Origin of the sequence: Streptomyces sp. NPDC050759 (assembly GCF_044456945.1) — a bacterium.
GTDB lineage: Bacteria > Actinomycetota > Actinomycetes > Streptomycetales > Streptomycetaceae > Streptomyces.
Genome location: NZ_JBITGI010000001.1, coordinates 410,386 through 436,578 on the forward strand (window position 1 = coordinate 410,386; position 26,193 = coordinate 436,578).

General features: G+C 71.9%; 25 protein-coding genes. 15 read left to right on the plus strand and 10 right to left on the minus strand.

Annotated elements, in window-relative coordinates; translation table 11 throughout:
• Positions 1-15: 15 nt before the first annotated feature.
• The 3 genes from ACIBJB_RS01785 (at position 16) to ACIBJB_RS01795 (ending at position 2,329) form a co-directional block, all read left to right on the plus strand.
• On the plus strand, positions 16-855 hold the full coding sequence (locus ACIBJB_RS01785; protein WP_398925447.1) for a hypothetical protein: 840 nt from the start codon (positions 16-18) through the stop codon (positions 853-855).
• A 117-nt stretch (positions 856-972) separates the two neighbouring features.
• Positions 973-1,983 (plus strand): LLM class F420-dependent oxidoreductase, encoded by a 1,011-nt coding sequence (locus tag ACIBJB_RS01790; protein ID WP_398925450.1) that lies wholly within the window; start codon positions 973-975, stop codon positions 1,981-1,983.
• Between the two features lie 52 nt (positions 1,984-2,035).
• Entirely contained in the window at positions 2,036-2,329 is a 294-nt protein-coding gene (locus ACIBJB_RS01795) for a hypothetical protein (protein ID WP_398925452.1), read from the plus strand.
• 145 nt (positions 2,330-2,474) lie between these two features.
• On the opposite strand, the gene ACIBJB_RS01800 is transcribed toward ACIBJB_RS01795, so the two are convergent.
• Genes ACIBJB_RS01800 through ACIBJB_RS01810 form a run of 3 tightly spaced genes read right to left on the minus strand, consistent with a single transcriptional unit; the run spans position 2,475 to position 5,664 of the window.
• The gene (locus ACIBJB_RS01800) at positions 2,475-3,545 is read right to left on the minus strand and encodes a prenyltransferase/squalene oxidase repeat-containing protein (RefSeq protein ID WP_398925454.1); all 1,071 of its coding nucleotides are present in this window, start codon (positions 3,543-3,545) and stop codon (positions 2,475-2,477) included.
• Positions 3,542-4,276, minus strand: a complete 735-nt coding sequence (locus ACIBJB_RS01805; RefSeq protein WP_398925456.1) for a methyltransferase domain-containing protein — start codon at positions 4,274-4,276, stop codon at positions 3,542-3,544. Before ACIBJB_RS01805 ends, ACIBJB_RS01800 begins: the two co-directional genes overlap by 4 nt.
• A complete protein-coding gene (locus ACIBJB_RS01810; protein ID WP_398925458.1) occupies positions 4,270-5,664 on the minus strand; it encodes a glycosyltransferase family 4 protein in 1,395 nt (464 codons plus the stop codon). Before ACIBJB_RS01810 ends, ACIBJB_RS01805 begins: the two co-directional genes overlap by 7 nt.
• A gap of 161 nt (positions 5,665-5,825) precedes the next feature.
• Between ACIBJB_RS01810 and ACIBJB_RS01815 the strand changes: the two genes are divergently transcribed.
• Positions 5,826-6,521 carry a TetR family transcriptional regulator gene (locus tag ACIBJB_RS01815; RefSeq protein ID WP_398925460.1) on the plus strand — a complete coding sequence of 232 codons (696 nt, stop codon included), beginning with the start codon at positions 5,826-5,828 and terminating at the stop codon, positions 6,519-6,521.
• A gap of 245 nt (positions 6,522-6,766) precedes the next feature.
• Here ACIBJB_RS01815 and ACIBJB_RS01820 read toward each other — a convergent pair whose 3' ends face one another.
• The 3 genes from ACIBJB_RS01820 to ACIBJB_RS01830 all read right to left on the minus strand — a co-directional run bounded on the left by ACIBJB_RS01820 (position 6,767) and on the right by ACIBJB_RS01830 (position 9,622).
• The gene (locus tag ACIBJB_RS01820) at positions 6,767-7,630 is read right to left on the minus strand and encodes a tetratricopeptide repeat protein (RefSeq protein WP_398925462.1); all 864 of its coding nucleotides are present in this window, start codon (positions 7,628-7,630) and stop codon (positions 6,767-6,769) included.
• Between the two features lie 294 nt (positions 7,631-7,924).
• Positions 7,925-8,158: a ferredoxin gene (locus ACIBJB_RS01825; protein WP_398925464.1), complete on the minus strand. Its 234-nt coding sequence runs from the start codon at positions 8,156-8,158 to the stop codon at positions 7,925-7,927.
• Between the two features lie 6 nt (positions 8,159-8,164).
• Positions 8,165-9,622, minus strand: a complete 1,458-nt coding sequence (locus ACIBJB_RS01830) for an aldehyde dehydrogenase (RefSeq protein WP_398925466.1) — start codon at positions 9,620-9,622, stop codon at positions 8,165-8,167.
• A 168-nt stretch (positions 9,623-9,790) separates the two neighbouring features.
• On the opposite strand from ACIBJB_RS01830, the gene ACIBJB_RS01835 reads away from it, so the two are divergent.
• The 7 genes from ACIBJB_RS01835 to ACIBJB_RS01865 all read left to right on the plus strand — a co-directional run bounded on the left by ACIBJB_RS01835 (position 9,791) and on the right by ACIBJB_RS01865 (position 17,222).
• Positions 9,791-10,816, plus strand: a complete 1,026-nt coding sequence (locus tag ACIBJB_RS01835; RefSeq protein WP_398925468.1) for an MBL fold metallo-hydrolase — start codon at positions 9,791-9,793, stop codon at positions 10,814-10,816.
• A gap of 180 nt (positions 10,817-10,996) precedes the next feature.
• Entirely contained in the window at positions 10,997-12,175 is a 1,179-nt protein-coding gene (locus tag ACIBJB_RS01840) for a prenyltransferase/squalene oxidase repeat-containing protein (RefSeq protein ID WP_398925471.1), read from the plus strand.
• A complete protein-coding gene (locus tag ACIBJB_RS01845; protein WP_398925474.1) occupies positions 12,172-12,801 on the plus strand; it encodes an SCO2322 family protein in 630 nt (209 codons plus the stop codon). Before ACIBJB_RS01840 ends, ACIBJB_RS01845 begins: the two co-directional genes overlap by 4 nt.
• The gene (locus ACIBJB_RS01850; protein WP_398925476.1) at positions 12,794-13,969 is read left to right on the plus strand and encodes an energy-coupling factor transporter transmembrane component T; all 1,176 of its coding nucleotides are present in this window, start codon (positions 12,794-12,796) and stop codon (positions 13,967-13,969) included. Before ACIBJB_RS01845 ends, ACIBJB_RS01850 begins: the two co-directional genes overlap by 8 nt.
• On the plus strand, positions 13,966-15,711 hold the full coding sequence (locus tag ACIBJB_RS01855; protein ID WP_398925478.1) for an ABC transporter ATP-binding protein: 1,746 nt from the start codon (positions 13,966-13,968) through the stop codon (positions 15,709-15,711). The genes ACIBJB_RS01850 and ACIBJB_RS01855 overlap by 4 nt, the downstream gene beginning before the upstream one ends.
• The gene (locus ACIBJB_RS01860; RefSeq protein WP_398925480.1) at positions 15,708-16,517 is read left to right on the plus strand and encodes an ECF transporter S component; all 810 of its coding nucleotides are present in this window, start codon (positions 15,708-15,710) and stop codon (positions 16,515-16,517) included. Before ACIBJB_RS01855 ends, ACIBJB_RS01860 begins: the two co-directional genes overlap by 4 nt.
• Positions 16,518-16,802: 285 nt before the next feature.
• Complete coding sequence (locus tag ACIBJB_RS01865) at positions 16,803-17,222, plus strand: transglycosylase SLT domain-containing protein (protein WP_266565396.1); 420 nt, start codon at positions 16,803-16,805, stop codon at positions 17,220-17,222.
• A 13-nt stretch (positions 17,223-17,235) separates the two neighbouring features.
• Here the strand turns inward: ACIBJB_RS01865 and ACIBJB_RS01870 are convergent, their stop codons facing one another.
• Positions 17,236-18,465, minus strand: coding sequence for an alpha/beta hydrolase (locus ACIBJB_RS01870; RefSeq protein WP_398925483.1), 1,230 nt, complete (start codon positions 18,463-18,465; stop codon positions 17,236-17,238).
• Positions 18,466-18,568: 103 nt separating this feature from the next.
• Between ACIBJB_RS01870 and ACIBJB_RS01875 the strand changes: the two genes are divergently transcribed.
• Positions 18,569-19,267, plus strand: a complete 699-nt coding sequence (locus ACIBJB_RS01875) for a YoaK family protein (protein ID WP_398925485.1) — start codon at positions 18,569-18,571, stop codon at positions 19,265-19,267.
• A gap of 19 nt (positions 19,268-19,286) precedes the next feature.
• Here ACIBJB_RS01875 and ACIBJB_RS01880 read toward each other — a convergent pair whose 3' ends face one another.
• Positions 19,287-20,120 carry an alpha/beta fold hydrolase gene (locus ACIBJB_RS01880; RefSeq protein WP_398925487.1) on the minus strand — a complete coding sequence of 278 codons (834 nt, stop codon included), beginning with the start codon at positions 20,118-20,120 and terminating at the stop codon, positions 19,287-19,289.
• 105 nt (positions 20,121-20,225) lie between these two features.
• Here ACIBJB_RS01880 and ACIBJB_RS01885 point away from each other — a divergent pair, with 105 nt between their 5' ends.
• From ACIBJB_RS01885 to ACIBJB_RS01895, 3 genes are all read left to right on the plus strand, one after another.
• Positions 20,226-22,469: a helix-turn-helix domain-containing protein gene (locus tag ACIBJB_RS01885; RefSeq protein WP_398925489.1), complete on the plus strand. Its 2,244-nt coding sequence runs from the start codon at positions 20,226-20,228 to the stop codon at positions 22,467-22,469.
• 412 nt (positions 22,470-22,881) lie between these two features.
• Complete coding sequence (locus ACIBJB_RS01890) at positions 22,882-24,111, plus strand: NAD(P)/FAD-dependent oxidoreductase (RefSeq protein WP_398925491.1); 1,230 nt, start codon at positions 22,882-22,884, stop codon at positions 24,109-24,111.
• Positions 24,112-24,189: 78 nt separating this feature from the next.
• Positions 24,190-25,086: an RNA polymerase sigma-70 factor gene (locus ACIBJB_RS01895; RefSeq protein WP_398925493.1), complete on the plus strand. Its 897-nt coding sequence runs from the start codon at positions 24,190-24,192 to the stop codon at positions 25,084-25,086.
• 58 nt (positions 25,087-25,144) lie between these two features.
• Here the strand turns inward: ACIBJB_RS01895 and ACIBJB_RS01900 are convergent, their stop codons facing one another.
• Together ACIBJB_RS01900 and ACIBJB_RS01905 are read right to left on the minus strand one after the other, a co-directional pair.
• On the minus strand, positions 25,145-25,609 hold the full coding sequence (locus ACIBJB_RS01900) for a pyridoxamine 5'-phosphate oxidase family protein (protein ID WP_398925495.1): 465 nt from the start codon (positions 25,607-25,609) through the stop codon (positions 25,145-25,147).
• A gap of 1 nt (position 25,610) precedes the next feature.
• Positions 25,611-26,066, minus strand: coding sequence for a hypothetical protein (locus ACIBJB_RS01905; protein ID WP_398925497.1), 456 nt, complete (start codon positions 26,064-26,066; stop codon positions 25,611-25,613).
• Positions 26,067-26,193: the final 127 nt, after the last annotated feature.

Consider the following 26,193-nt stretch of genomic DNA (forward strand, 5'->3'; position numbering starts at 1 on the left):
TACGAAGGACTTGAAGTGAATATCCGCTCCCTCACTCGAGGCGACGGCGTGGTGATCGGTGCAGCGGTGTTGCTGTTCATCGCGTCGTTCCTTGATCTCTACTCGGTCGACGGAGCCCCCGACGACGCCGACCTGCCCACCGCCTGGGCGAGCGGCCCGGTCGTGATGGGGGTTGTTCTCGCGGGCATCATCGGCGCCGCCCTCGTCGTCGTGTCGCGCGGCCTGCCGCAGCTGCCCAAGGTGGCGGGGCTCGACCTCGGCCAAGTCGGCACCGCGTTCACGGTGTTCGCCGCCTGGAGCGCCCTCGGGAACGTCTTCGACCCGCTGAGCGCGGCGGACTACGGCTCCAGTTCGAGCACGGTCAGCGCCGGTGTCGGCCTGATCCTCGCTCTCGTCGCCACCCTGGTCATGGCCGGGGCCGCCGTCGCCACCCCTCTCGTCCCCGCCCTCCAGGCCGGTCTCGTCCCGGCCCCCAAGCCGCCCCAGCCGCAGCCCTACGGCGCCCAGCCGCCCGGTGGTTACGGCTACCCGGGTGCCCAGCAGCCGGGGCAGCAGGCCGGACCGCAGGGTCAGCCCTACGGCGGTCAGCCGCAGCCGGGGCAGCCGTTCGGCGCGCAGCCTCAGCCGCAGGCGCAGGCCCCGCAGCCGCCGGCCGCGGAGTTCTCGCCGTTCTGGTTCGCCGTGCCGGTGCCGCGCCCGCTGTTCGCGGAGGACGGTTCGCCGACGCCGATCGCCGAACTCGCCCCGGGCACCTGGTACCTGGCCGTCGAGCAGCGCGGTCCGGGTCTGGTCGCCCAGACGCAGGACGGCCGTCGTGGCGTGCTGCAGGACACGAGCGGCATCCAGCGCGGCTGAGCCCAGCCTCGCGGTCTTCGAGGTCGTAAGGACGGCCCCTCGCCCCTTCCGGGCGGGGGGCCGTTGCCGTACATTCGCGAGCGCTCCCGAAGATCTGACGTACCGTCAGGAGGCGTCGTGCGACTCGGTCTCGCGCTCGGCTACTGGGGCCGCGGCCCCTCCCCCGACCACGTGCCGCTGGCCCAGGAGGCCGAGCGGCTCGGCTATCACTCGGTGTGGACGGCCGAGTCGTGGGGGTCGGACGTGTTCACACCGCTCACCTGGATCGCGGCGCGGACGTCGACGATCAGGCTGGGTACGGCCGTTGCCCAGATGGCGGCCCGCTCCCCCACCACGACCGCCATGCACGCCCTCACCCTGGACCATCTCTCCGGTGGGCGGGTCATGCTGGGCCTCGGGCTGTCCGGGCCGCAGGTCGTCGAGGGCTGGTACGGCCGTCCGTTCCCCAAGTCGCCGCTGACCGCGACCCGGGAGTACGTCGACGTCGTACGGCAGGTCCTCAGGAGGCAGGCGCCGGTCGAGCTGGACGGCCGCTTCCACTCCCACCCCTACCGGGGCCCGGACGGCACCGGGCTCGGCAAGGCGCTCAAGCCGATCACCCATCCCCTGCGCGCCGATCTGCCGATCCTGCTGGGCGCCGAGGGGCCGAAGAACATCGCCCAGACGACCCGGATCGCGGACGGCTGGCTGCCGTTGTACTGGTCGCCGAACCGGCCCGAGGTCTACGAGGCCTCCCTCGCCGAAGCCCCGGAGGGTTTCCTCGTCGCCCCCATGGCCCAGGTGCGGGTCTGCGACGACGTGACCGAAGGGCTGCTGCCGGTCAAGACGATGCTGGGCTTCTACATCGGCGGGATGGGCCACGCGGCCCGCAACTTCCACGCCGATCTGATGGCCCGCATGGGGTACGAGGAGCAGGCCCGCAGGATCCAGCGGCTGTTCCTGGAGGGCCGCCGCGAGGAGGCCGTGCTCGCTGTGCCGGACGCCTTTGCCGACGAGATCTCCCTGGTCGGACCGCGCGAACGCATCGCCGAGCGGCTGGAGTCGTGGCGCAAGGGCCCGGTGACGGATCTGCTGGCCCTGGCCCCGGACCGGGAGTCGCTGCGGGCGCTGGCGGAGCTCAACGCGTGAAACAAGCCATGACGCCAGGTTTCGTCAAGGAATTCGGGGCCATTCGAACAACATGTCCACTCAAACGCGCCGTGGTGCCAACTCAGCCGGGACGGTCATAGCGGTCGTCGCCGACATCATGGCCCTCATCCTGGGCCTGTGGATCCTGATGTACCTGCTGGACGCCAACCGGGCGAACGACTTCGTGCAGTTCATCCACGACGCCGCCCGCTGGCTCGCCGGCTGGTCCTACGACCTCTTCACCTTCGACGAGGCCTGGGCCCGGGTGGTCGCGGGCTACGGCCTGGCAGCGGTCGTCTACCTGTTCGTGGGCCACGCCATCGCCAACCGCGCCCACCGCCACTGAGACCCGACCGGGCCCACCGCCACTGAGACCCGACCGCGCCCACCGCCACTGAGACCCGACCGGGCCCACCGCCACTGAGACCGGACCGGGCCCACCGTCACTGAGACCCGACCGCGCCCACCACCACTGAGACCCGACCGGGCGCTCAGGCGCAGCAGTCCGGGTCGAGGCCCAGCGGCAGGCGTTCCCCGCCGAACACCGTGCAGGTGGCCTCGTGGCCACCCAGCGCGGCGACGGCCAGCAGCAGCGAGCCCGCCGTCCAGGTGGTCAGCTCCCGCGGCCACACCGCCCCGTCCTCGAACACGTACCCGGTCCAGTACAGCCCGCTCTCCGGGTCCCGCAGATGCTGGATCGACTGGAGGATCTCCAGCGCCCGGTCGGACTCGCCCGTCGCCCACAGGGCCAGCGCGAGTTCGGCCGACTCCCCGCCCGTCACCCACGGGTTGGGGACGACACAGCGCACCCCGAGAGCGGGTACGACGAACCGCTCCCAGCCCTCCTCGATACGGGACTTGGCCTCCGCGCCGGTCAACGCCCCGCCCAGGACCGGGTAGTACCAGTCCATCGAGTAGCGGTCCTTGTCGAGGAAGCGTTCGGGGTGCCGGCGGATCGCGTGCCGCAGCGCCCCGACCGCCAACTCCCAGTCCGGCTGGGCCTCTTCGCGCTGTTCGGCGATCGCGAGGGCACACCGCAGCGCGTGGTGGATCGAGGAGGATCCGGTGAGCAGCCCGTCGGTGAGGGCGCTGCCGTCGTCCTCCCGCTTCCACCCGATCTGCCCGCCCGGCTGCTGGAGTTCCAGCACGAACTCCATCGCCGTGTACACCGTCGGCCACATCCGGTCGAGGAACATGTCGTCGCCGGTGGACAGATAGTGGTGCCACACTCCTACGGCTATGTAGGCGACGAAGTTCGTCTCGCGCCCCCGGTCGGTGACCTGCGCGAAGTCGCCGTCCTGGTACGCCGCGTACCAGGAACCGTCCTCGTTCTGGTGCCGTGCGAGCCACTCGTAGGCCCGCTCGGCCGCCTCGTGCTCGCCCGCCGCGTCCAGTGCCATCGCGGCCTCGGTGTGGTCCCACGGGTCGAGGTGGTGCCCGCGGAACCACGGGATCGCCCCGTCCTCGCGCTGCGCGGCCAGGATCCCGGCGACGGTCGCGGCGGCCTGCTCGGCGGTGAGGACCCCGGGCAGGACGAGGTGTTCTGTCCGGGGAGTGGTCACGAGGTGGCCACCCGCGGAAGGTGCGGCTTGGTCGCGTACGCCACGAAGCTCTTGCCGATCAGCGGGTTCAGTGCCTGCTCGGCGACCCGGGTGGCCAGCGGCTTCTTCATGATGTCCCAGACCAGCAGCTTGTGGTACGCCTGCACCGGCAGCGCCTTGTCGTTGTCGACGCCGAACGCGCACTTCAGCCACCAGTACGGGGAGTGCAGGGCGTGCGCGTGATGGGTGCCGTACGGCTTGAGGCCGGCCTCGCGGATCTTCGCGAGCAGCTCGTCCGCCCTGTAGATGCGGATGTGGCCGCCCTCGACCTCGTGGTAGGCGTCGGACAGCGCCCAGCAGACCTTCTCGGGGCCGTAGCGCGGGACGGTGACGGCGATCCGCCCGCCCGGCTTGAGGACCCGGACCATCTCGGCGAGTACGCCCTTGTCGTCCGGGATGTGTTCCATCACCTCGGAGATGATCACGACGTCGAAGGACTCGTCGGGGAAGGGGAGGGCCAGGGCGTCGCCCTCCATCGCGGTGGCGGTGGCCCCTTCCGGCGCCTCGCCCGCCTCCTTCATCGCCGTGAACCACTTCGCGACCTCGCGGATCTCCTCGGCGTTCTGGTCGAGCGCCACGACCTGCGCGCCGCGCCGGTAGCACTCGAACGCGTGCCGGCCGGCCCCGCAGCCGAGGTCCAGGACGCGGTCGCCCGGCGCGAGCGGGAACCGGGAGAAGTCGACGGTCAGCACGTGGCCCTGCTTTCGGGATAGACACCGGTGTCTGTGGTCGGGGGTGCGACACCCCGGGAGGCCGCGGAGCGGCCGGGAAGCGTGGTGGCGGAGCCGGCGATCGCCTCGCGGTACCGGGACACCGTGCCCTCCGCGGCCTTCGCCCAGGTGAACTTCGCCAGGACCCGCTCCCGTCCGGCCCGGCCGAGTCGCGCCCTCAGGTCCGGGTCGCCCAGGAGACGGCTCAGGGCGGTCGCCAGTGCGCCCGGGTCCCCCGGCGGTACCGCCAGGCAGGTCTCGCCGTCGCGCCCCGCGACCTCGGGTATCGCGCCGCCCGTCGTGGCGACCAGCGGGGTGCCCGTCGCCATCGCCTCCGCCGCCGGGAGTGAGAAGCCCTCGTAGAGCGAGGGCACGCAGGCGACCTCCGCCGAGCGGACGAGGTCGACCAGTTCGGCGTCCGAGATGCCCTTGACGAAGTCGACGGCGCCTTCGAGGCCGTAGCGCTCCACGGCCTGGGCGACCGGGCCCTCGGCCGGCCGTTTGCCCACGACGACCAGGTGCGCCCCGGGGTGTTCGGTGCGGACCTTCGCCAGTGCCTCGACGAGGAAGACGAGGCCCTTGAGGGGGACGTCCGCGCTGGAGGTCGTGACGATCCGGCCCGGCACCACGCGCACCGACGGATCCGGCGAGAACTGGTCCGTGTCGGCGCCGATGTGGACGACATGGACGCGGTCGTCGCGCACGCCGAGGTGGTCGACGATCTCCTGACGGGAGGTGCCGGAGACGGTGAGCACGGACGGCAGGCGGCGGGCCACCCGCTTCTGCATACGGGTGAAGGCGTACCAGCGGCGCTTGGACAGCCGCTGCCACCGGCCGTCGGCCGCGTCCAGCTCCAACTGCCGGTCCACGGTGATGGGGTGGTGGATGGTGGTCACCAGCGGAGCGCCGACATCGCCCAACAGGCCGTAGCCGAGGGTCTGGTTGTCGTGAACCACGTCGAACTCACCGCTGCGGGCCCGGAGATGACGTCGGGCCCGCAGGGAGAAGGTGAGCGGCTCCGGGAAGCCGCCGGTCCACATCGTGGCGACTTCCAGGGCGTCGATCCAGTCGCGGTACTCGTCGCGTTTCGGGGTGCGGAAGGGGTCCGGGGAACGGTAGAGGTCCAGGCTTGGCAGCTCGGTCAGGCTCAGACCGTCGTAGCCAGCATCGAGTACGGGGTACGGCTGGGAGCCGATGACCTCGACACGGTGGCCGAGGCGGGCCAGTTCGCGCGAGAGGTGCCGTACATAGACACCCTGGCCGCCGCAGAACGGGTTCCCTTTGTAGGTGAGGAGCGCGATACGGAGCGGTCGCTCGCCGTCGGCGGCCGGGCCGTCAAAGGCCCCTGCCTGACTGGCCTCAGCGGTCACTCTCGGCCCCCTTCTGCCTGCACCGTCCCGCGAGATTACGACGAGAAGGTAATCTAGAACAAGTTTCAGACTTGATCGTTCAGGAGGCTCTGAATCTACCGGCAGGTAGGGGTCCTGTGAGCGGTGGATCAGGTGATTCACGCCACGACCGGCACCCTGGCATGCTGAGTGATCACACATCCTCACGGACTGTCACGGAACCCAAGGTGGACAAGGTGGCCAAGCCGGCCAGAGTGGAAGCCAGCACCGTACGACCCGACACACCGCCGCTGACCGAGCGGCAGGAGGCGCGGCGCCGCCGCATCCTGCACGCGAGCGCGCAGCTGGCGAGCCGCGGCGGGTTCGACGCGGTGCAGATGCGGGAGGTCGCGGAGTCCTCACAGGTGGCGCTCGGCACCCTCTACCGGTACTTCCCCTCCAAGATCCATCTGCTGGTCGCCACCATGCAGGACCAGCTGGAACACATGCACGGCACGCTCCGCAAGAAGCCGCCGCAGGGCGATACGGCGGCCGAGCGGGTCGCGGAGACCCTGATGCGGGCCTTCCGGGCGCTCCAGCGCGAGCCGCACCTGGCGGACGCGATGGTCCGCGCGCTGACCTTCGCGGACCGCAGTGTGAGCCCGGAGGTCGACCAGGTCTCCCACCAGACCACGCTGATCATCCTGGACGCCATGGGACTCGAGGACCCGACGCCCGAGCAGCTCTCCGCGGTCCGCGTCATCGAGCACACCTGGCACTCGGCCCTGATCACCTGGCTCTCGGGCCGGGCCTCCATCGCCCAGGTGAAGATCGACATCGAGACGGTGTGCCGCCTGATCGACCTGACGGAACCGCGGTCCCAGCACCCCGGGACGTGACATCCGCCCGTCGACGAGCGGCGTCCTGCCATTGCTCGCGTCGAAAAGGGCGTGCCGGGCGTCGCGACCGGGCAAACGCCGCCTGCCCCGGCACTGAGCAGACCGGGCGAAGCTCGCTACGGTTCGGCAGCCCCACAAAGGGGCGCGGGGCTGTGTCTGCTTGCGGCTACCGCCGCGTGGGCGCGACAAGCCACGACGGCGCCGCAGACGATCGACGGCTCATCCCCGCACTTCCAGCGGAGCGCTCAGCCGACGGCCACCAGCCCGCTCCAGTTCCGCCCGATCGCCGTCTCCCCCGCCCACCGTTCCAGCAGGCGCCGGGCCTCCTCCTCGGGGGCCGCGAGGGAGACCTGCTGGGCGCCGGCGTCGACGCCGCGCTTCTGTTCGTGGGTGCCCTCGCTGCAGCAGGCGCACAGCATGCGGACGCCGCTCGACGGCTCGGCGCCGAAGCCGTGGTCGGTGAACAGCCCGACGAGTGCCTCCAGGTCGGCCGCCTGGCCCGCGGCCACCGTGACCTCCAGGGTGGGCAGTTCGGACGCCTCGAAGAGCAGGAGTTCGTCGAAGACGGGGTACGTCGAACCCTCGACGACCCGCTCGCCCTTCGGTTCGCCGTCGTGGACGACGATCTCGCCGTAGCGCCGTCCGCCCGTGACGGGCACGTTGACGACCCGGCCGCGGGTCGGGCACAGCCGCTCGATCCAGACGACCTCGCGCTCGCCGCCGGTGTCGAGGCGCACGCAGGCGTGCCCGAAGCGGCCGTCGATCTGCCCCTCGCCGTCCGGGAGTTCGATGCCGAAGCCGGCCCAGGCGTCTCTCGCGGTGGCCCAGTCCCGCTGGATCGTGGCCGCGATGCCGAGGTTCCAGTACGCCGGGTCGCCCTCGCCGCGCGGGGAGCGGGCCGCGGCCTCACGGCCCAGCTCGTACGCCTTGGCCCAGTTCCGCAGGAACTTGTGGGCGAGCGCGGCGTCGTACCACCACACGGCGCTTGCCTTCAGGTCCGGGAAGTGCGCGAGCACCCGCTCGTACAGCTCGGCGGCGCGCAGCCAGTCCTCGGCGCCCCAGGCGGCACGCGCCTGCTTGATCAGCTCTTTGGCCTCGGACTTCCGCACGCCCACCTCACTCCCGCGACGACCGCAGGAGCGTACGTCATCGCACGAGACGACCTACGAGACGGGTTCCCTTCGCCGGCATGGTCCGGATCAGGTTCTGGGGGTCGCCGTCGAGCCTTCCCGCTGCTCTTCGGCCTCTCAGCCCTACCGTCGACGTCGGCCCCGGCGGAAGCCTTCGCCTCTCGCCTGAGTCGGCTACTTCGGTCGGACTCCCTCACTCGCCTCGTAGGCCTATGTCCAGAATAGAACGCTCGTCCGGGAATGAAACCCCTCAAACCATGATTTTCTCGGCCCCTACTCGTCCGGTGGGAACACCGGCTCCCCGCTCCCCAGCAGAGTGATCATGATGGCCTCCACCGGGCAGTTCTCCGCCGCCGCCAGGATCTTCTCGTTGGCGTCGGTCTCCGGGTCGGCGGGATGGGACTGGCGGGCGGTGTCCAGGCGGAAGCCGTCGGGGGCGGTGTGCACGCACTGCGCGGAGCCGATGCAGAGCGAGCGGTCGACCTCGACGTGCCAGCGGTCCCCCATCGCCTGTCACCCCTCCCAGCCGGCCGGCAGATGGATCATCTTGTGCTCCAGGTACTCGCCGTAGCCCTCGGGGCCGAACTCCCTTCCCAGGCCGGAGCTCTTGTAGCCGCCGAAGGGGCCGAGCATGTCGAGGCTGAAGGTGTTGACGTTGTAGGTGCCGGTACGGACCTGCCGGGCGACCTCGATGCCGCGCTCGACGTCGGCCGTCCACACGCTGCCGGACAGGCCGTAGTCGGAGTCGTTGGCGATATTCACCGCCTCGGACTCGTCGCCGTAGGGAAGGAGACAGATCACCGGTCCGAAGATCTCCTCGCGCGCGATCCGCATCGAGTTGTCGACGTCCCCGAAGAGCGTCGGCTCGACGTACCAGCCGCGGTCCAGGCCGGCCGGGCGCCCGCCGCCGGTGAGGATCTTGGCGCCCTCCTCCTGGCCGATGCGGATGTAGTCGAGGTTGCGGCGCTGCTGGCGTTCGGCGACCAGCGGGCCGACCTGGGTGGCGGGGTCGAGCGGGTCGCCGACGACCAGTGCACTCGCCGCCGCGGCAAGGGCCTCGGCGAACTCGTCGTAGCGGGAGCGGGGCAGCAGGATGCGGGTCTGGGCCACGCAGGCCTGTCCGTTGTTCATCCAGGCGGACGGGACGATCCCGGCGACGGCCGCCTCGACGTCCGCGTCCGGGAGGACCACGGCCGCCGACTTGCCGCCCAGCTCCAGGGTCACGCGCGTGAGATTGCGGGCGGCGACCTCCATCACGCGCTTGCCCGCGCCCACCGAGCCGGTGAAGGAGACCTTGTCGATCCCCGGATGCCCGACCAGGTACTCGCTCACCTCACGGTCGGCCGGGAGGATGGACAGGACGCCCTCCGGCAGCCCGGCCTCCTTGGTGATCTCGGCCAGGATGTACGCGTCCAGCGGTGACTCGGGCGACGGCTTGAGCACCACCGTGCAGCCGGTGAGCAGCGCGGGCGCGAGCTTGGCGGCGGCGACGAACTGCGGGACGTTCCAAGGGACTACGGCCGCCACGACCCCGACCGGCTCGCGGCGCACGAGGATGCGGCCGAGGACTCCGTCGCGGGTCTCCTCGTACGTGAAGTTGCGTGCGACCGTGATCGCCGAGTCCCAGACCATCATCGCGCCGAGGGCCTGGGCGAGGACGCTCCAGGAGTACGGGGAGCCGTTCTCGGAGGAGATCACGCGGGCGATCTCCTCGTGCCGGACCGCGATGGCGTCCTTGATCCTGGTGACGACCTCGATGCGCTCGTCGAGCGACATTCGCGGCCAGGGCCCCTCGTCGAAGGCGGTGCGGGCGGCGGCGACGGCCGCGTCCACGTCCGCGCGCGAGGCGTGCGGCACCCGTCCGATGACCTCCTCGGTGTGCGGGGAGATCACCTCGATGACGTCCTTGCCCAGGGGGTCGGTCAACTCCCCGCCGATGAACAGCTGTCCGTGTTCCACGAGCTCGGTCATGGCGACTGCCTCCCCGGGGCGGCGTACTGACGATCCATCAGATACGGAACTGATACCAGTTCTACTGGGAGGAGTCCACGGGCCGCACACCGCGACTGTTGGTGACCTCGGGCTACCGTCGAAACTCGTTCTAGTTATAGTGGCCGGAAGCCGGTGATTGGGGAGCTCATGGCGCAGGTGTACGACCATGGTGGCGGCGTCCGGTCCGTTCAGGTGCCCATCCCCGACAATCCGCTCGGCCACACCCTCGTGTACGTCGTCGAGACCGACCGGGGGCCGGTGCTGGTCGACACCGGCTGGGACGACCCGGACTCCTGGGACACCCTCACCGAGGGGCTGACCGCGTGCGGGACCGACGTGGGCGCAATCCACGGCGTGGTCGTCACCCACCACCACCCCGACCACCACGGCCTCTCCGGCAAGGTGCGGGAGGCGTCCGGGGCCTGGATCGCGATGCACGCCGCGGACTCCGCGATCGTGCGGCGCACCCGGGAGACCCGTGCCGAGCGCTGGTTCACCTACATGACGGCCAAGCTGGAGGCCGCCGGCGCCCCCGAGGACCACGTGGCCCCCCTGCGCACCGCACGCCGCCGCGAACTGCCCGGCTTCTCACCCGCCCTGCCCGACCGCGAGATCGTCCCCGGCGAACTCCTCGACCTCCCCGGCCGCAGGCTCCGCGCCATCTGGACCCCGGGACACACGCCCGGCCATGTCTGCCTGCACCTGGAGGAGGAGCACCCCTCCCGACTGCCCGGCCACGGGCGGCTGTTCTCCGGCGATCACCTGCTTCCCGAGATCACCCCGCACATCGGCCTGTACGAGGATCCCGACGACGCCACCGTCACCGACCCGCTCGGCGACTACCTCGACTCCCTGGAACGCGTCGGGCGGCTCGCCCCCGCCGAGGTCCTCCCCGCCCACCAGCACGCCTTCACCGACGCGAGCGCCCGCGTAGGGCAGTTGCTCGCCCACCACGAGGAACGCCTCACCGACCTGCGCTCCCTCCTCGCCGAGCCCCTCACCCCCTGGCAGCTCGCCGAGCGCATGGAGTGGAACCGGCCCTGGGACCAGATCCCCTACGGATCACGGAACATCGCGGTCTCGGAGGCCGAGGCGCATCTGCGGCGGCTGGTGAAGCTGGGACGGGCGGAGGCGGTGACGGGGAGCGATCCGGTGACGTACGTGGCCGTATAGCTGGTACCGAGGCTCCCCCGGGACGGCTCTCAACCGCCTCCCTACGGGCGAGTAGAGTAGTCAGGTCGTCATCACGGGAGACCGGCCGGTGCGCGGCACCGTCGACGTATACGGAGCCGAGCCGCCCGGGGTCCTCCCGCGCTGCCCGGCTCCCCGCAGGGAGAAGGGCATCCGCCGATCATGAACGTCCGCCGCAGCGCCGCGGTCCTGGCCGCTACCGTCGCCGCCTTCGGCACGGCCGCACCCGCCATGGCGGCCTCGCCGTCTCCCTCGCCGTCCCTGCCCTCGGGGCTGTACGGCAGCAGCGACCCCACGTACGACGGCGTCTGGCGGCAGTCGCTCGCGCTCATCGCCCTGTACCGGGTGCACGCGGAGCCCGCCCGCGCGGCCGTCGACTGGCTGGCCGGACAGCAGTGCGAGAGCGGGGCGTTCCCGGCGTTCCGCGCGAACCCGGCCAAGGCCTGCGACGCCAAGCTGATGGTCGACACCAACAGCACGGCCGCCGCCGCGCAGGCCCTGTCCGCGGTCGGCGGACACGGCACCGCGGTCACGAAGGCGGTGACCTGGCTGAAGTCCGTCCAGAACAAGGACGGCGGCTGGGGCTACACCCCCGGCGGGGCCAGCGACGCCAACTCGACGTCCGTGGTGATCGGCGCGCTGAAGGCTTCCGGCGACGACCCCGCCAAGGCCCTCAAGGGCGGCAGGTCGCCGTTCGACGCCCTGCTGAAGCTGTCCCTGCCGTGCGCCGACGGAGGCGCGTTCGCCTACCAGCCGGACAAGAAGGGCAAGCTCACGGCCAACGCGGACGCGACCGCGGCGGCCGTCGTCGGTGCGCTGGGCCAGGGCATGGTCTCGGTGAAGGCCGGCGACAAGAAGAACGCCGCCTGCATCGACGCGGCCCGCCCCACCCCGGAGGACGCGGCGGCCAACGGCTCGGCCTACCTGGCGAAGGCCGTCGCGAAGGACGGCCACCTGACCTCCGCGCTGCCCGGTTCCGAGAACCAGCCGGACTACGGCAACACGGCGGACGCGGTCGTCGCACTCGCCGTCCAGGGCGGTCCCGCGGCCGCGCGCGAGCCCCTGGCGTGGCTGGAGCACAACTCCGCGAAGTGGGCCGAGCAGAACGGCCCGGCGGCATACGCCCAGTTGATCCTGGCCGCCGAGGCGGGTGGCGCCGACCCGGGCGACTTCGGCGGCACGGACCTGGTCAAGCAGCTGACCGCGACGGGACCGGCGCCGGTCACCGCGTCCCAGGACGACTCCGGCACCTCCGTGTGGTGGATGGTCGGCGCGGGTCTCGCCGCCGGCGCGGGCATCGGCTTCCTGCTCAGCAACCGCAACAAGAGGAAGCAGCCGTGACCCGGCGGGCACTCCTCCTCTCCCTCCTGGCGGGCCTGCTCCTGGCCACCGCGAGCCCGGCCCACGCCGCCGGGTACCGCTACTGGTCCTTCTGGGACCGCACCGGCTCGACCTGGACCTACGCCACCGAGGGCCCCTCGACGGCGGTCCCCTCCGACGGCGACGTCCAGGGCTTCCGCTTCGCGGTGAGCGAGGACTCGGCGGACGCGGACACGCCCCGCGGGACGGCGTCGTTCGCGGCGATCTGCGGGGACACGGCGGCGCGGGACGGCCGTAAGCGCGTGGCGTTGGTCCTCGACTTCGGTACGGCTTCGGACGCCCCGTCCGGCGAGAGGCCCCCGGCCCGGCGCACCGAGTGCGCGGTGGTACCCCGCGACGCGACGACGGCGGAGGCCCTGGCGACGGCCGCCAAGCCGCTCCGCTACAACACCAACGCCCTGCTGTGCGCGATCGCGGGGTATCCGGAGACGGGGTGCGGGGAGCAGGTGACGGGGGCGACGAAGCCGGGGTCCGCCGGGAGAAAGCAGGACGGCGGCCCGTCGGTGGGCCTGTGGGTGGGAGCGGCGGGTGTGGTGGCGTTGGGCGCGGCGGCGGTATGGCAGGCGAGGCGCCGCCGGCATGCGTGACGCACCCGCGCGGCCTGCGGGTGGTCGTGCCGCCGCCCCGAAAACGGGCGGCACCCGGCAGGCACCGACGAGCGCGCCCACCCCGGCCCAGGTCCACCGCCGCGCGCCCCTGCACCCCGGCGCCTGGTGGCTGTGGTCCCTCTCCCTCGGCATAGCGGCGACCCGCACCACCAACCCGCTCCTCCTCGCCCTCCTCATCACCACGTCCGCGTACGTCGTGGCGACCTGCCGCCGTCCCACGCCTTGGTCGCGCTCCTACGCCGCCTTCGTCAAACTCGCTCTCGCCGTCCTCCTGGTCCGTCTCCTCTTCGCGATCACCCTGGGCTCCCCCGTTCCGGGCACGCACGTGCTCGTCACCCTCCCCGAACTCCCGCTCCCCGACTGGGCGCAGGGCATCCGGCTGGGCGGCAGGGTCACCGCGGAGTCCCTCGTCTTCGCCCTCTACGACGGCCTGAAACTGGCCACCCTCCTCATCTGCGTGGGCGCGGCGAACGCCCTCGCCAACCCGCACCGCCTCCTCAAGTCCCTCCCCGGCGCCCTCTACGAACTCGGCGTCGCCGTGGTGGTGGCCCTGACCTTCGCTCCCCATCTCATCGCCGACGGCCGGCGCCTGCGCTCCGCCCGCCGCCTCCGGGGCCGCCCGGACACCGGCATCCGCGGTCTCCTCCAGGTCGGACTCCCGGTATTGGAGGGCGCGTTGGAGCGCTCGGTCGCCCTCGCCGCGGCGATGGACGCCCGCGGCTACGGCCGTACGACCGAGGTCCCGCCCGGAGTCCGCCGTACGACCACGGCGCTCACCCTCGGCGGCCTGCTCGGCGTCTGCGCGGGAACGTACGGACTGCTCACCGCCGAGGGCGGCACGTACGGCATCCCCGTCCTGCTCGCCGGACTCACCGCCGCCCTCGCGGGTCTGCGTCTCGGCGGCCGCCGCACACCCCGCACCCGCTACCGCCCGGACCGCTGGGACGTCCGGTCCTTCCTGGTCGCCGGTTCCGGCGCGGCCGTGGCGGCGGCGATGTTCCTCGCGGGCGCCACCGATCCGGCGGCCCTGCACCCCGGTGTGGTGCCGCTCGTCGCCCCCACTCTGCCGCTCCTGCCGGCCGCGGCCGTCCTGCTCGGCCTGCTGCCGGCCTTCCTCGCCCCCACGCCCAAGGAGCCGTCGTCGTGATCCGCTTCGAGGATGTCTCCGTGACGTACGACGGGGCATCCGAACCCACCGTCCAGGGCGTCGACTTCGAGGTGCCGGAGGGTGAACTCGTGCTGCTCGTGGGCCCGTCGGGGGTCGGCAAGTCCACGATCCTCGGCGCGGTCAGCGGGCTCGTCCCGCACTTCACCGGCGGCACCCTGCGCGGCCGGGTCACGGTGGCCGGCCGCGACACCCGCACCCACAAGCCGCGCGAACTGGCCGACGTGGTCGGCACGGTGGGCCAGGATCCGCTGTCCCACTTCGTGACGGACACCGTGGAGGACGAACTCGCCTACGGCATGGAGTCGTTGGGCCTGCCGCCGACGGTGATGCGCCGCCGGGTGGAGGAGACCCTGGACCTGCTGGGCCTGGCGCCCCTGCGCGACCGTCCCCTGGCCACGCTCTCCGGGGGTCAGCAGCAACGCGTGGCGATCGGCTCCGTCCTCACCCCGCATCCCCGGGTCCTGGTCCTGGACGAACCGACGTCGGCCCTGGACCCCGCGGCGGCGGAGGAGGTCCTCGCGGTCCTCCAACGGCTGGTCCACGATCTCGGCACCACGGTCCTGATGGCCGAACACCGCCTGGAACGCGTCATCCAGTACGCCGACCAGGTCGCCCTCCTGCCCGCCCAGGGGGCGGAACTGGTCCTCGGCACCCCGGCCGAGATGATGGCCGTATCCCCGGTGTATCCACCGGTGGTGGACCTGGGCCGGCTGGCGGGCTGGGCTCCTCTGCCGCTGACGGTGCGGGACGCGCGGCGGCGGGCGGGGGAACTGCGGGAGCGGCTGTCCGGGCGCACGCCTGTGGACGACGCACCCGCGGCCGCCGACGGCGAGATCGCCCCACAGGGGCCACCCGCACCCGACGACGAAAGGTGTACGGGTGGTGCGGATGGGAACAGCATCCCGGCCGAAGGCCGGGTATTCCGCCGTTGGCGTCCCCGCCGCAGTCGCCCCATGCCCGGCACGACCCACCTCACCGCCGAGGTCCACGCCCTCTCCGTGCGCCGCGCCCGCATCCAGGCCCTGAACCACATCGACCTCACCGTCCGCCCCGGCGAGACCATCGCCCTCATGGGCCGCAACGGCGCCGGAAAGTCCACCCTCCTCAACACCCTGGTAGGCCTCGTCGGACCCTCCACCGGCACCGTCCACGTAGGCGGCGCCCAACCCCACAGCACCGCCCCGCAGGACCTCGTACGCCGCGTGGGCCTCGTCCCCCAGGAACCCCGGGACCTCCTCTACGCCGACACGGTCGCCGCAGAATGCCGAGCCGCCGACCAGGACGCCGGCGCGGCATCCGGCACCTGCCGCGCACTGGTCGACGACCTCCTCCCCGGCGTGACCGACGACACCCACCCCCGCGATCTCTCCGAAGGACAGCGGCTCGCCCTCGCCCTCGCCGTGGTCCTGGCCGCCCGCCCGCCGCTCCTGCTCCTCGACGAACCGACCCGCGGCCTGGACTACGCCGCGAAGGCCCGCCTCGTCCACCTGCTGAGGGAACTCGCCGCCACCGGCCACGCGATCGTGCTGGCCACCCACGACGTGGAACTCGCCGCCGAGCTCGCCCACCGGGTGATCCTGCTGGCCGAGGGCGAGATGATCGCCGACGGCCCGGCGGCGGACGTCATCACGTCCTCCCCCTCCTTCGCCCCGCAGGTCAGCAAGATCCTCGCTCCCCAGAAGTGGCTCACGGTGACCCAGGTGAGGAAGGCCCTGCCATGACCCGAGCCGTGCGCCTCGGCCCCCGCTCCCTGCTCACCCTCGCCCTGGTCAGCGCCGTGGGTGTCGTCGCCTTCGGCTGGCCCTTCCTCGCCCCGCCCACCTCCCGGGTCGGCACCCACACCCAGGACGCCCCCTGGCTCTTCGCCGGACTCCTCGTCCTCCTCGTCGCGGTGGTCGCGGCGGCCATCGCGGAGTCGGGCCTCGGCCCCAAGGCCGTGGCCATGCTCGGCGTACTCGCCGCGACCGGCGCCGCGCTCCGACCGATCGGCGCGGGTACCGCCGGCATCGAGCCGATGTTCTTCCTGATGGTGCTCAGCGGCCGGGTTCTCGGCCCCGGCTTCGGTTTCGTGCTCGGCAACGTCACGATGTTCGCGTCCGCCCTGCTCACCGGCGGGGTCGGCCCGTGGATGCCGTTCCAGATGCTGGCGATGGGCTGGTTCACGATGGGCGCGGGCCTGCTGCCCGGCGCCGACCGCACAAGAGGCCGCGCCGAGGTCCGTCTCCTCGCGGCGTACGGCTTCCTCGCCGCCTTCGCCTACGGCACCGCCATGAACATGGCCGGCTGGCCCTTCATGGGCGCCCTCGCCTCGAACATCGCCTTCGACCCGCACGCCGGCGTCCCCGCCAACCTGGCCCGTTTCGTCACCTACTGCCTGGCCACATCGCTCGGCTGGGACCTCGGCCGGGCCCTGGTGACCGTCGTCCTGACGCTCACCCTCGGTCCTGCCCTCCTCAGGGCGCTCCGCCGGGCCACCCGCCGTGCCGCCTTCGAGGCCCAGGTCACATTCGAGGCGCCCGAGCGGTGAAGCACCCCACATGACCCAGCTCACCTACTAACGGGAACAGTAGGAGCAATTCAGACATAACGTACAACCGACACACCCTCTGACCTGGGCTTTGAGAGCCGGATCACACGGATGCCCTTTCCTGGCGATTCGACCACAACTAGTAAAAGGGGTCATTGCGGACGCCTTCCGAGCCTGTTTCTGTAGACGACGTCGCACGGCGCCGACAAGCCCACGGGCCTCGGCGCCGCCGCATGTCCCCCGGGTCTGCGAGTGGCACCCACGTCCCCGAAGAAAAGGTTCTCCGTGTCCGTCTCCCGTATCGCCCGCCGTATCTCTTCTCCCAAGAAGGCCATCACCACCGTCGCGATGGCCGCCGCCACCGCCGGCCTGGTCCTGACCGCGGCACCGGCGCATGCGGCCACCACGAACTCGCCCGCCCAGGCCAAGGCCATCGCGCACAAGATGATCCCGAACGCCGCGCAGTACGCCGCGTTCAGCAAGATCGTCGAGCACGAGAGCGGCTGGGACGTCGACGCCATGAACTCCTCCTCCGGCGCCTACGGCCTGGTCCAGGCCCTGCCCGGCTCGAAGATGGCCGCCGCCGGCTCGGACTGGAAGACCAACGCCAAGACCCAGATCAAGTGGGGCCTGGACTACATGAACTCCCGCTACGGCAGCCCGACCGCCGCCTGGTCCTTCTGGCAGGCCAACGGCTGGTACTGAGCCGCCGCGCGCATCACCCCCGGACGCCGTCGAAGAACCGCACCACCTGCGGGGCCGACACGGCGAGGGAGCCGAAGTGATCGACGGCTCCCTGCTCGACCACCCGCACCCTCGCTCCCTGACCTGCGAGGGTGCGGGCGCATGTCCGGGTGTTGCCCAGGGGCACGTCGGTGTCGCCGGCAGCGGCGTACAGCCGCACCGGCACCTCCGGCTTCCAGTCACAGGTGTGGTCGGCGGCGCGGATCGCGTCCAGCACGGCGCCGGACGGATGCCGCAGACGCTCGTAGAAGGCGGGCGTGAGCAACTGCTTCACCGAGGGCGCGAGTCCCCCGACGACGTCCTCCTCCTCGTGGCGTCCGTCGAAGAGGCCCTCGACCCGGCTCGCGTAGGGCGCGTGGAAGACCTCGGACGGGTCCTTGTAGAGGGGGTGCAGACGGTTCTGCGCGACCAGCCAGTAGGAGAGGTAGAGGACCCCGCTGATGTCGTTGACCCGGCCGTCGAACAGTGCGGGCATCTCCTGGCCCTCGCCGTCGTACGGGCCGCTGACCGGCGCCAGCGCCTTCAGCCGGAGGTGCCGGTCGGCGCCCCCGTCCAGCGCTTTGCCGAGCGCCATCGCGACCTGGCCGCCCTGTGAGAAGCCCGTCACGTAGACGTCCCCGGTGAGCGGTCGCGCGAGCCGGTCCGCGGCCGTCCGGGCGGCGCGCAGCATGTCGAGGGACGCGGTCACCGACGAGGCGGTGTCCATGTACGGATGCCGGCCCGGTCCCCTGCCGAGGCCGAGGTAGTCGGCGGCGGCCACGGCACGGCCCGCGCCCGCGTTCAGATACGACGGCACCCGCCCGAAGTCCTCGCTCGCCGAGGGCGCGTAGTCGCGGTGGACCATCGTGCCGTGGGTGTCGGAGACCAGGTCGAGGCGGTGGCCGCCGCCCTTCGGGAGCGTCAGCAGCCCGGTCGCGGTGGTGGGTGCACCCTGCGGGTCGACGGTCCGGTACGTCAGCCGGTATGCCCGTACGCCATAGCGCACGGAGTCGGTGGCCACGTCCCGCCCGCCCAGGAACGCCCGGACGGCCCCCGCGTCCCGGTCGGCGACCGGGGTGACGGAGACCAGCTCTCCGCGCCCCGTCCGGTGCGCCTGCTCACCGGTGGCGGCCGCCACCGGGGCCGCGGTGAGCGTGGCGAGCAGCAGGGCCGCCGCTCCGGCGAGCGCCCGTGTTCTTTGGGATGTGCGCGTCTCATCACTCATGTCCTCGACGCTAGGGACGCGCAGGTCATGCCGACATCCGAGAGTCCCCCGCATCCGTGGTGGACTTGAGTCCACCCTGTCCGTCCGGCCGCCCGGAGACTCGATGAGCGCACAGAGCAGCACCGACCCGAAGACGGCCGGCGATCCCGAGGCGCGCGGACTGCGCCTGGTGGTTGTGCTGTTGGGGCTGACGGTGGTCAGCGGACTGATCGACGCGGTCAGCTATCTGGGCCTGGAGCACGTCTTCACCGCGAACATGACCGGCAACGTGGTCGTGCTCGGGTTCGCCGCGGCCGGGGCGCCCGGCTTCTCGGTGGCGCACACGCTGACCTCGCTGGCGTCGTTCGTGGTCGGCGCGATGGCGGGTGGCCGGGTCGCCGTACGGCTCGGCGGTGGTTCCCGGCGCACCTGGGCCCGGCTCACGCTCGCCGTCGAGGCGGTGCTGCTGGGGATCTCGGCGGTGGTCGCCTTCGCCGCGCCCGGCGCCACGGCCACCGCCTACACCCTCATCGCCGTCACGGCCTTCGCCATGGGCCTGCGCAACGCCACGGTCCGCAAGCTCGGCGTCCCTGACCTGACGACGACCGTGCTGACCATGACGCTGACCGGCCTCGCCGCCGACTCCCGGGCCGGCGGTGGCCACGGCATCCGTTCGACCCGCCGTACGGCGTCCGTGATCGCGATGGTCGCCGGGGCCTCGCTGGGCGCGTGGCTGGTGCTCCACCACGGCCTCGGGATTCCGCTGGCGATCGCGGCGGGACTGGTGGCGGTGCTGGCGGTGGCCGCCTCGGGGCGAGAGTGAGCCCCCTCTTCTCCAGGAGCTACTTGGCCAGGAAGGACAGCAGCGCCGAGGTGACCTCCTCCGCGTGGGTCCACAGCAGGCCGTGCGGCGCGCCCTCGATCTCGACGTACTCGGCGGAGGGCAGCAGCGCGTGGAAGGGCCGCCCGGTCGAGTCGATCGGCAGGATGCGGTCACCGGTGCCGTGCACGATCAGCGACGGTACGTCGATCTTCGCCACGTCGGCCCGGAAGTCGGTGATCCAGGTCGGCACACACGCCACCGACGCGTGCGCCGAGGCACCCGCGGCCACGTTCCAGCTGCCCCGCACGGCCGCCTCGCTGATCCGGCTGCCGAGCGTCTCGTCCAGGTTGTAGAAGTCCTGGTAGAAAGCGTCGAAGTAGGCGTACCGGTCCTTGGTCACGGCCTCCAGGATGCCGTCGAAGACCGACTGGTCCACACCGGTCGGGTTGTCGTCGGTCTTCAGCAGGAAGGGCTCCAGGGAGGCCAGGAAGGCCGCCTTCGCGACCCGGCCCGAGCCGTACGTGCCCAGGTAGCGGCCCACTTCGCCGGTACCCATCGAGAAGCCGACGAGAACCGCGTCGGTCAGGTCCAGGGTCGTGAGCACCTTGTCGAGGTCGGCGGCGAAGGTGTCGTAGTCGTAGCCCGTGGTCGGCTGCGAGGAACGGCCGAAGCCGCGCCGGTCGTAGGTGATGACCCGGTGGCCGGCCTCCAGGAGCGCGGGGACCTGCTTCTCCCAGGAGTGGCCGTCGAGCGGGTAGCCGTGGATCAGGACGACGGGCTGTCCGGTGCCGTGGTCCTCGTAGTAGAGCTCGATCGGCGCGCTGTTCTCTTCGCCAACGGCGACGTACGGCATGTCGGTGGTCCTCTCGTAGCGGGGCTACCAGCTCACCAGGGACGGCCGGTTCGCGCCAGGCAGAAACACAGGCGGAAGTAGGGAGCGCTTGTTCTCATTGTCATGATGACCAGTCACGCTTCCTCCCCCGCGACGCCCTTCGGCGGCACACTCCGCTCCCTGCGCCGGGCCGCCCGGCTGACCCTGGAGGACCTGTCCGAGGCGTCCGGGGTCAGCGTCCGGGCGCTCGGCGACCTGGAGCGCGGCCGCAGCCGGGGACCGCAGCGCCGTACGGTCGACGCGCTCGCCGCCGCCCTCGGGCTCGACACCGAGCAGCGCGAGCGGCTCCAGCGGCTCGCCGACGCCGGCCGGGAACGCGGGGGCCCGCCGACCCCGCCGTATCTCCTGCGCACCATCCCGGACTTCACCGGACGGGAACACGAGCTGGCGGAGCTGCAGGCCCTCGCCACCGGCACGCGCACGCGTGCCGCGGTGCTCTTCGGGCCGGGCGGGCAGGGCAAGACCACCCTGGCCGCGGAAGCCGTACGACGGCTGACCCGCTCCTTCCCGGACGGCGGCGTCTGCGTCCAGCTGCACGGCATGAGCGACTCCCCGCTGCCGGCCGCCGAGGCGCTGGTCCTCCTGCTCGTGGCGCTCGGCCACCCGCCCGACCGGATCCCGGTCGACCCGGTGGCCCGGGAGGCCGTCTACCGGGCCACGCTTGCGACCCGGCGGGCGCTGGTCGTCCTCGACGACGCGGCCGACGAGACCCAGACCAGGCCGCTGCTGCCGGACGCCGAGGGCAGTTTCGTGCTGGTCACCAGTAGACGGCCGCTGGCCGGTCTCGAAGGCGTACGGCGGATCAGGCTCGGCGGGCTCAGCGGCGGGGAGTCGGCGACCCTCCTGGAGCGGATCCTCGGCGCCCCGCGCACCGACGGACAGTCCGAGGCGATCACCCGGCTGACCGAGCTGTGCGGACACCTCCCGCTGGCCCTGCGCATCGTCGGCAACCGCCTCTCCAGCCGCCCGAGCTGGACCCCGGCCCGCCTGGCGAGCCAACTGGCCGACGAGGAACGCCGGTTGAGCGGACTGGTCGCGGGCGACCTCGCCGTACGCGGCGCTCTCGCCCTCTCCTACGGCCAACTCACCGAACCGCACCGGCTGCTGCTGCGCCGGCTCTCGCTCATCCCCGGCCATGACACCGGCCCCGACCTCGCCGCCGTCCTGACCGGCGAGGACCCGCTCACCACCGGGGACTCTCTCGACCTCCTGGTCGACCGGGGCCTGCTGGAGGAGACCGCACCCGGCCGGTACGCCCTCCATGATCTCGTACGGCTCTTCGCGCGCGAGCGACTCGACGGCGAGGAGACCGAGTCGGTGGCCCGGGAGGTCCAACTACGCATGGCGGACTGGTTGTTGCGGTCGGCGTCGGCGGCGGGCCGTCTGTTCGAGGCGCCGGGCGCGCCGGAGCCGTGGGCGGGGGCGATCGCCGCCTTTGCCCCCGGGTCCGCGGCGGAGGCGGAGGAGTGGCTGACCTCCGAACGCTCCAACTGGGCGGGCTCCCTGCCCCTGATGTCCGCGGCGGGCCGGCACGCGGAGGTGATCCACACCTCACGCACCCTGTACTGGTTCTCCGACCGCTGGACCCAGTGGCCCGAGTGGCGAACCCTCTTCTCCTACGGCGCCCGGTCCGCGGCCGCCGTCGGGGACCGGGCGGCCGAGGCCCACCAGCTCAACTGCCTCGCCTGGGCCCACGGGGTCGGCGCGTACCAGTACGAACGCGCCGAACAACTCGCCCGCAGGGCCCTGGAGTTGGCGACCGAGACCGGCGACGAGGGCCAGCAGGCCTGGGCGTGGTCCTACATCACCGGGGCCTGTCTGAGCCTGCAGCGGCCCGCGGAGGCCGCGGAGGCCGCCGCGAGGGCCACCCGGCTCTTCGAGGCCGCCGGCGACACCGCAGGGAAGGCGGTCTCCCAGCGGGTCCTCGGCAAGGCACTGCGCGAGTCCGGCCGTGCCGAGGAGGCGCTGGCCTTGCACCGGGCCCTGCTCGACACCTCCGCCGGGGATGTTCCCGGCCTGACCGAGTTCGTCCAGACCCTTCTCCGCCACGAGATCGCGAACGATCTGCTGGCCCTCGAACGATGGCCGGAGGCGGTGGCGGCCTACCGCACCGTCACCACCCCCCTCGCCCGCGGCGACCTCGACCGCTTCCAGGCCCAGGCCCTCACCGGCCTCGCCACGGCCCTGCACCACTGCGGCGAACTCCGTGAGGCCCGCGAACACCTCACCCGGGCACACGAACTGTTCACGGCGGTCGGCGACACGGCGTCGGCGGCGGAAACGGCGGGGGCGATCGAACGCCTCGGGTAAATCGGTGACCCCGCGCGCCGAACCGTCGGCGGTTCTGCTCACCCCGGCGAGCGGCCACCGGCAGTTGATCCGCCGGTTCGATCACAACGAGTCCCCAGTTCTTCCGGCCGACGGTGTCGAGCGTCACCGCACGCTCGCGCAGCACGTACTTCACCGCCGACGCGACGTCAGCCACTGGAGGGCTCACCTCCCGCTCGTCGTAGAGCCGTTGGGCAAGTACGGCCTCGTACCCGGTGAGCTTCGGCCGGCGCCCGCCGGACCCGCCGCGGCGCGTGTGGAGGTGAGTGAGGACTTGGTGCCGAGCCCACACCTGTGGAGTGATCTGGCTCACAGGCTGTCACAGCGCTCAGTCGCGCGGTGTCTTGAGGCCGAACCCCATTCACGGGGGCAAGCGAGCCGACAGGAGCAACTCGTGAAGCACAGCATCGTCGTCCTCGGTGCCGGCTATGCCGGGTCCTACGTGGCCGGGACCCTGGCCCGCCGGCTGTCCCCGGCAGACACCGAGATCACCGTGGTCAACGCCGAGCCGGACTTCGTCCAGCGGCTGCGGCTGCACCAGCTCGCGGCCGGTCGGGAGATCGAGGCTCCACAGCTCACCGACGTCTTCGCCGGCACGGGAGTACGGCTGCGCCTGGCCCGTGTCACCGCCGTCGACCCCGAGCGCCAGGTCGTCGCCGTGGCCGACGCCGACGGCGGCGGCGAGCTCGGCTACGACACGCTTCTCTACGCGCTCGGCAGCCACGGCGCCGACCACGGCGTCCCCGGCGTGGCCGAGCACGCCTTCGACGTCGCCCGTCGGCCCTCCGCGCTGCGCCTGCGCGAGCGCCTGGACAGCCTGGGCAGGCGGGACGAAGGCGGGAGTGTGCTGGTCGTGGGCGACGGGCTGACCGGCATCGAGACCGCCACCGAGATCGCCGAATCCCGGCCCGGCCTGTCGGTGACGCTGGTCGCCCGCGGAGAGCTCGGCGCCCCGCTCTCCGCCGGAGCCCGCAGCCACCTGCGCCAGGCCTGCGACCGGCTGGGCATCACCGTCCTGGAGCACACCAGCGTCGAAGCCGTCCAGGCGACGCGGGTGCTGTGCGCCGACGGCACCGCCCTGGCGTCCGACGCGACCGTGTGGACGGCCGGGTTCACGGTCAGCCCCATCGCCGCCGCAGGCGGGCTGGAGGTCACCGAGAGCGGCCGGATCGTCGTCGACCGCACCATGCGGTCGGTCTCGCACCCGAACGTCTACGCGGTCGGCGACTGCGCCTACGCCATCGGCGACAACGGCCGGCCGCTGCCGATGTCCTGCGCCTCGGCCGGCTACACCGGCCGACAGGCCACGGACGCGATCGTGGGACGCCTGACAGGCGGCAAGGTCCCGAACACCAAGCTGGAGTACCTCGGCAACCACATCAGCCTCGGGCGGCGGGACGGGATCCTGCAGATGGTCGATGCCGAAGGGCGGGCAAAGCCGAAGTACGTGGGCGGCCGGAAGGCCGCGCGGATCAAGGCGGGCATCGTCAGGATGTCACTGTGGGGCACCTCGCACCCGACCTTCGGCCTGCCCAAGCGCAAGCGCCGCCTGGCCGCCGCGCCGGATCTGTCCGTCGGGAAGACGGCCCGGCCCCTGGAAAACGGCGGAGTCACCTATGGCTGAGAACACCGATGTCGCCGTGCGCACCTGACCGCGAGGGTGGGCAGCCTTACCCGGCATCCGAGGGAGAGGGACCGAGAGATGGCCGACCACGCCACCGACCTGGCGACCGACGTGTTCGTCGCCCACCGCAACCTGCTGTTCACCGTCGCCTACGAGATGCTCGGATCGGCGGCCGACGCCGAAGACGTCCTCCAGGAGACCTGGCTGCGCTGGGTCAAGGTCGACCTGGGGCAAGTGAGGGACCAGCGGGCCTACCTGGTGCGGATCACGACCCGGCAGGCGCTCAACCGGCTGCGCACCATGAAGCGCCGTCGCGAGGCGTACGTGGGCCAGTGGCTGCCCGAGCCGCTGATCACCACGCCGGACGTTGCCGAGGACATCGAACTCGCGGAGAGCATGTCGATGGCGATGATGCTCGTCCTGGAGAGCCTTTCCCCGACCGAGCGGGCGGTGTTCGTGCTGCGCGAGGTCTTCGAGGTCGACTACGACGAGATCGCCCAGGCCGTCGGCAAGACCCCGGCGGCCGTACGGCAGATCGCGCACCGCGCCCGTGGGCATGTCGACGCCCGCAGGCCCCGCCGGGCGGCCTCTCCGAGTGAGACCCGGGCGGCTCTGGAGTCCTTCAAGCGCGCTATCGAGACCGGGAACCCGCAGGACCTCCTCGACGTACTCGCCCCCGATGTCGTTCTGCTCAGCGACGGCGGCGGCGTCAAGAAGGCCGCGCTCAGGCCCGTCTTCGGCGCCGAGAAGATCGTCCGCTTCTATATCGGCGGCTCCGCCAAGGTCGAGGCCACCATCACCTGGGAGCCCACCGTGGTCAACGGCAGCCCCGCACTCGCCGTACACCTGGACGGCGAGCTCGACGGTGTCTTGGCCGTCCGTGTCGAGGACGCCCGCATCACCGGCCTCTACTTCGTGCGCAACCCCGAGAAGCTGGCTCGCGTCACCTCCGAGACCCCGCTCACCTTGCGCTGACGCCAACGGCTCCGAAACACCCGCCCGGGTGGCGGATCACCCGCCCCGTCCTGCACCCTCAGCCCGGATCCACCGCCACCCGGTGATCCGGGCGACCGTCCTTCGCCAGCATCGAGTGCGCCTCGGCCACCGCCCGGTAGAGACGCATTCCGGAGTCGCCCCGCACGTCGTCGAGGGTCCAGACCCGCCCGCCGTGCCCCAGCGACCGCCGGGAGAAGACCTCCAGCCCGCTCGTTGCCGCCGCCCCCTCCACGAGCTCGGCCGCGACGGCGGGCATGTACACACCCTGCCCGGTGCCGATCTCCACCGAGGAGTCGAACACCGCGATCCCCACCTCCGACCGCACCGCGATGTTCCGCGAGTGAACCGCCTCCGGCGAGGACACCCAGAAGAACTCCCGGCACCCCACATGCGCGAAGTAGACAGGCGTACTCCAGGGCCGCCCCTCCGCGTCCGCCGTGGCCAGCACCAGGTACCGGCTCGCGTCGAGGATCCCGCGTGCGTTCTCCGCCGTAGGCCTCATGTCAGCGGCTCCTTCGGTACGTCAGCCCGAAGTCCGTCTCCCACTCGGCCGACCCGTCCTTCGACCGCTCCCAGACGCCGTGGATGCTGTCGCCGTCCACGCTCAGCCGCCCGGTGAAGCGCTGCCGGAAGGACAGCGGGGAGAAGTCCTCCTCCTCACGCAGCAGCTGCCACACCTCGCCGTCGAAGGTCATCGCGTACAGCCGTACGACACCCCGCGCGTCGAAGTAGTGCTGTGTGTACGCCCCGGTCTCCGGCTCGACCGACACGATCGCCATGCTGCCCGGCGCGGGATCCGGCGCCTCGGTCCGCTGCACCAGGAACTGTCCGTCCAACGCCCACTCGAACACACTCCGCCCGGCCCCCACCGCCTGCCCGGGAAACTCGGCCTCCACGTCCCATTCGCCGACCAGGACATCCAACCTCGCCAGGACGTCTTGCCGTGCCGATCCGTCCATGCCTCGACCTCCTCCGCCTTGTCCTTCTGGTGACGGCAGCGGAGCGAGAAACTCATCGGTCCGAAGTGCATCGACACGACCCACACCCGCCCAGCCTGCTACAGCGGCGTCGGCTTCACCCCGGACC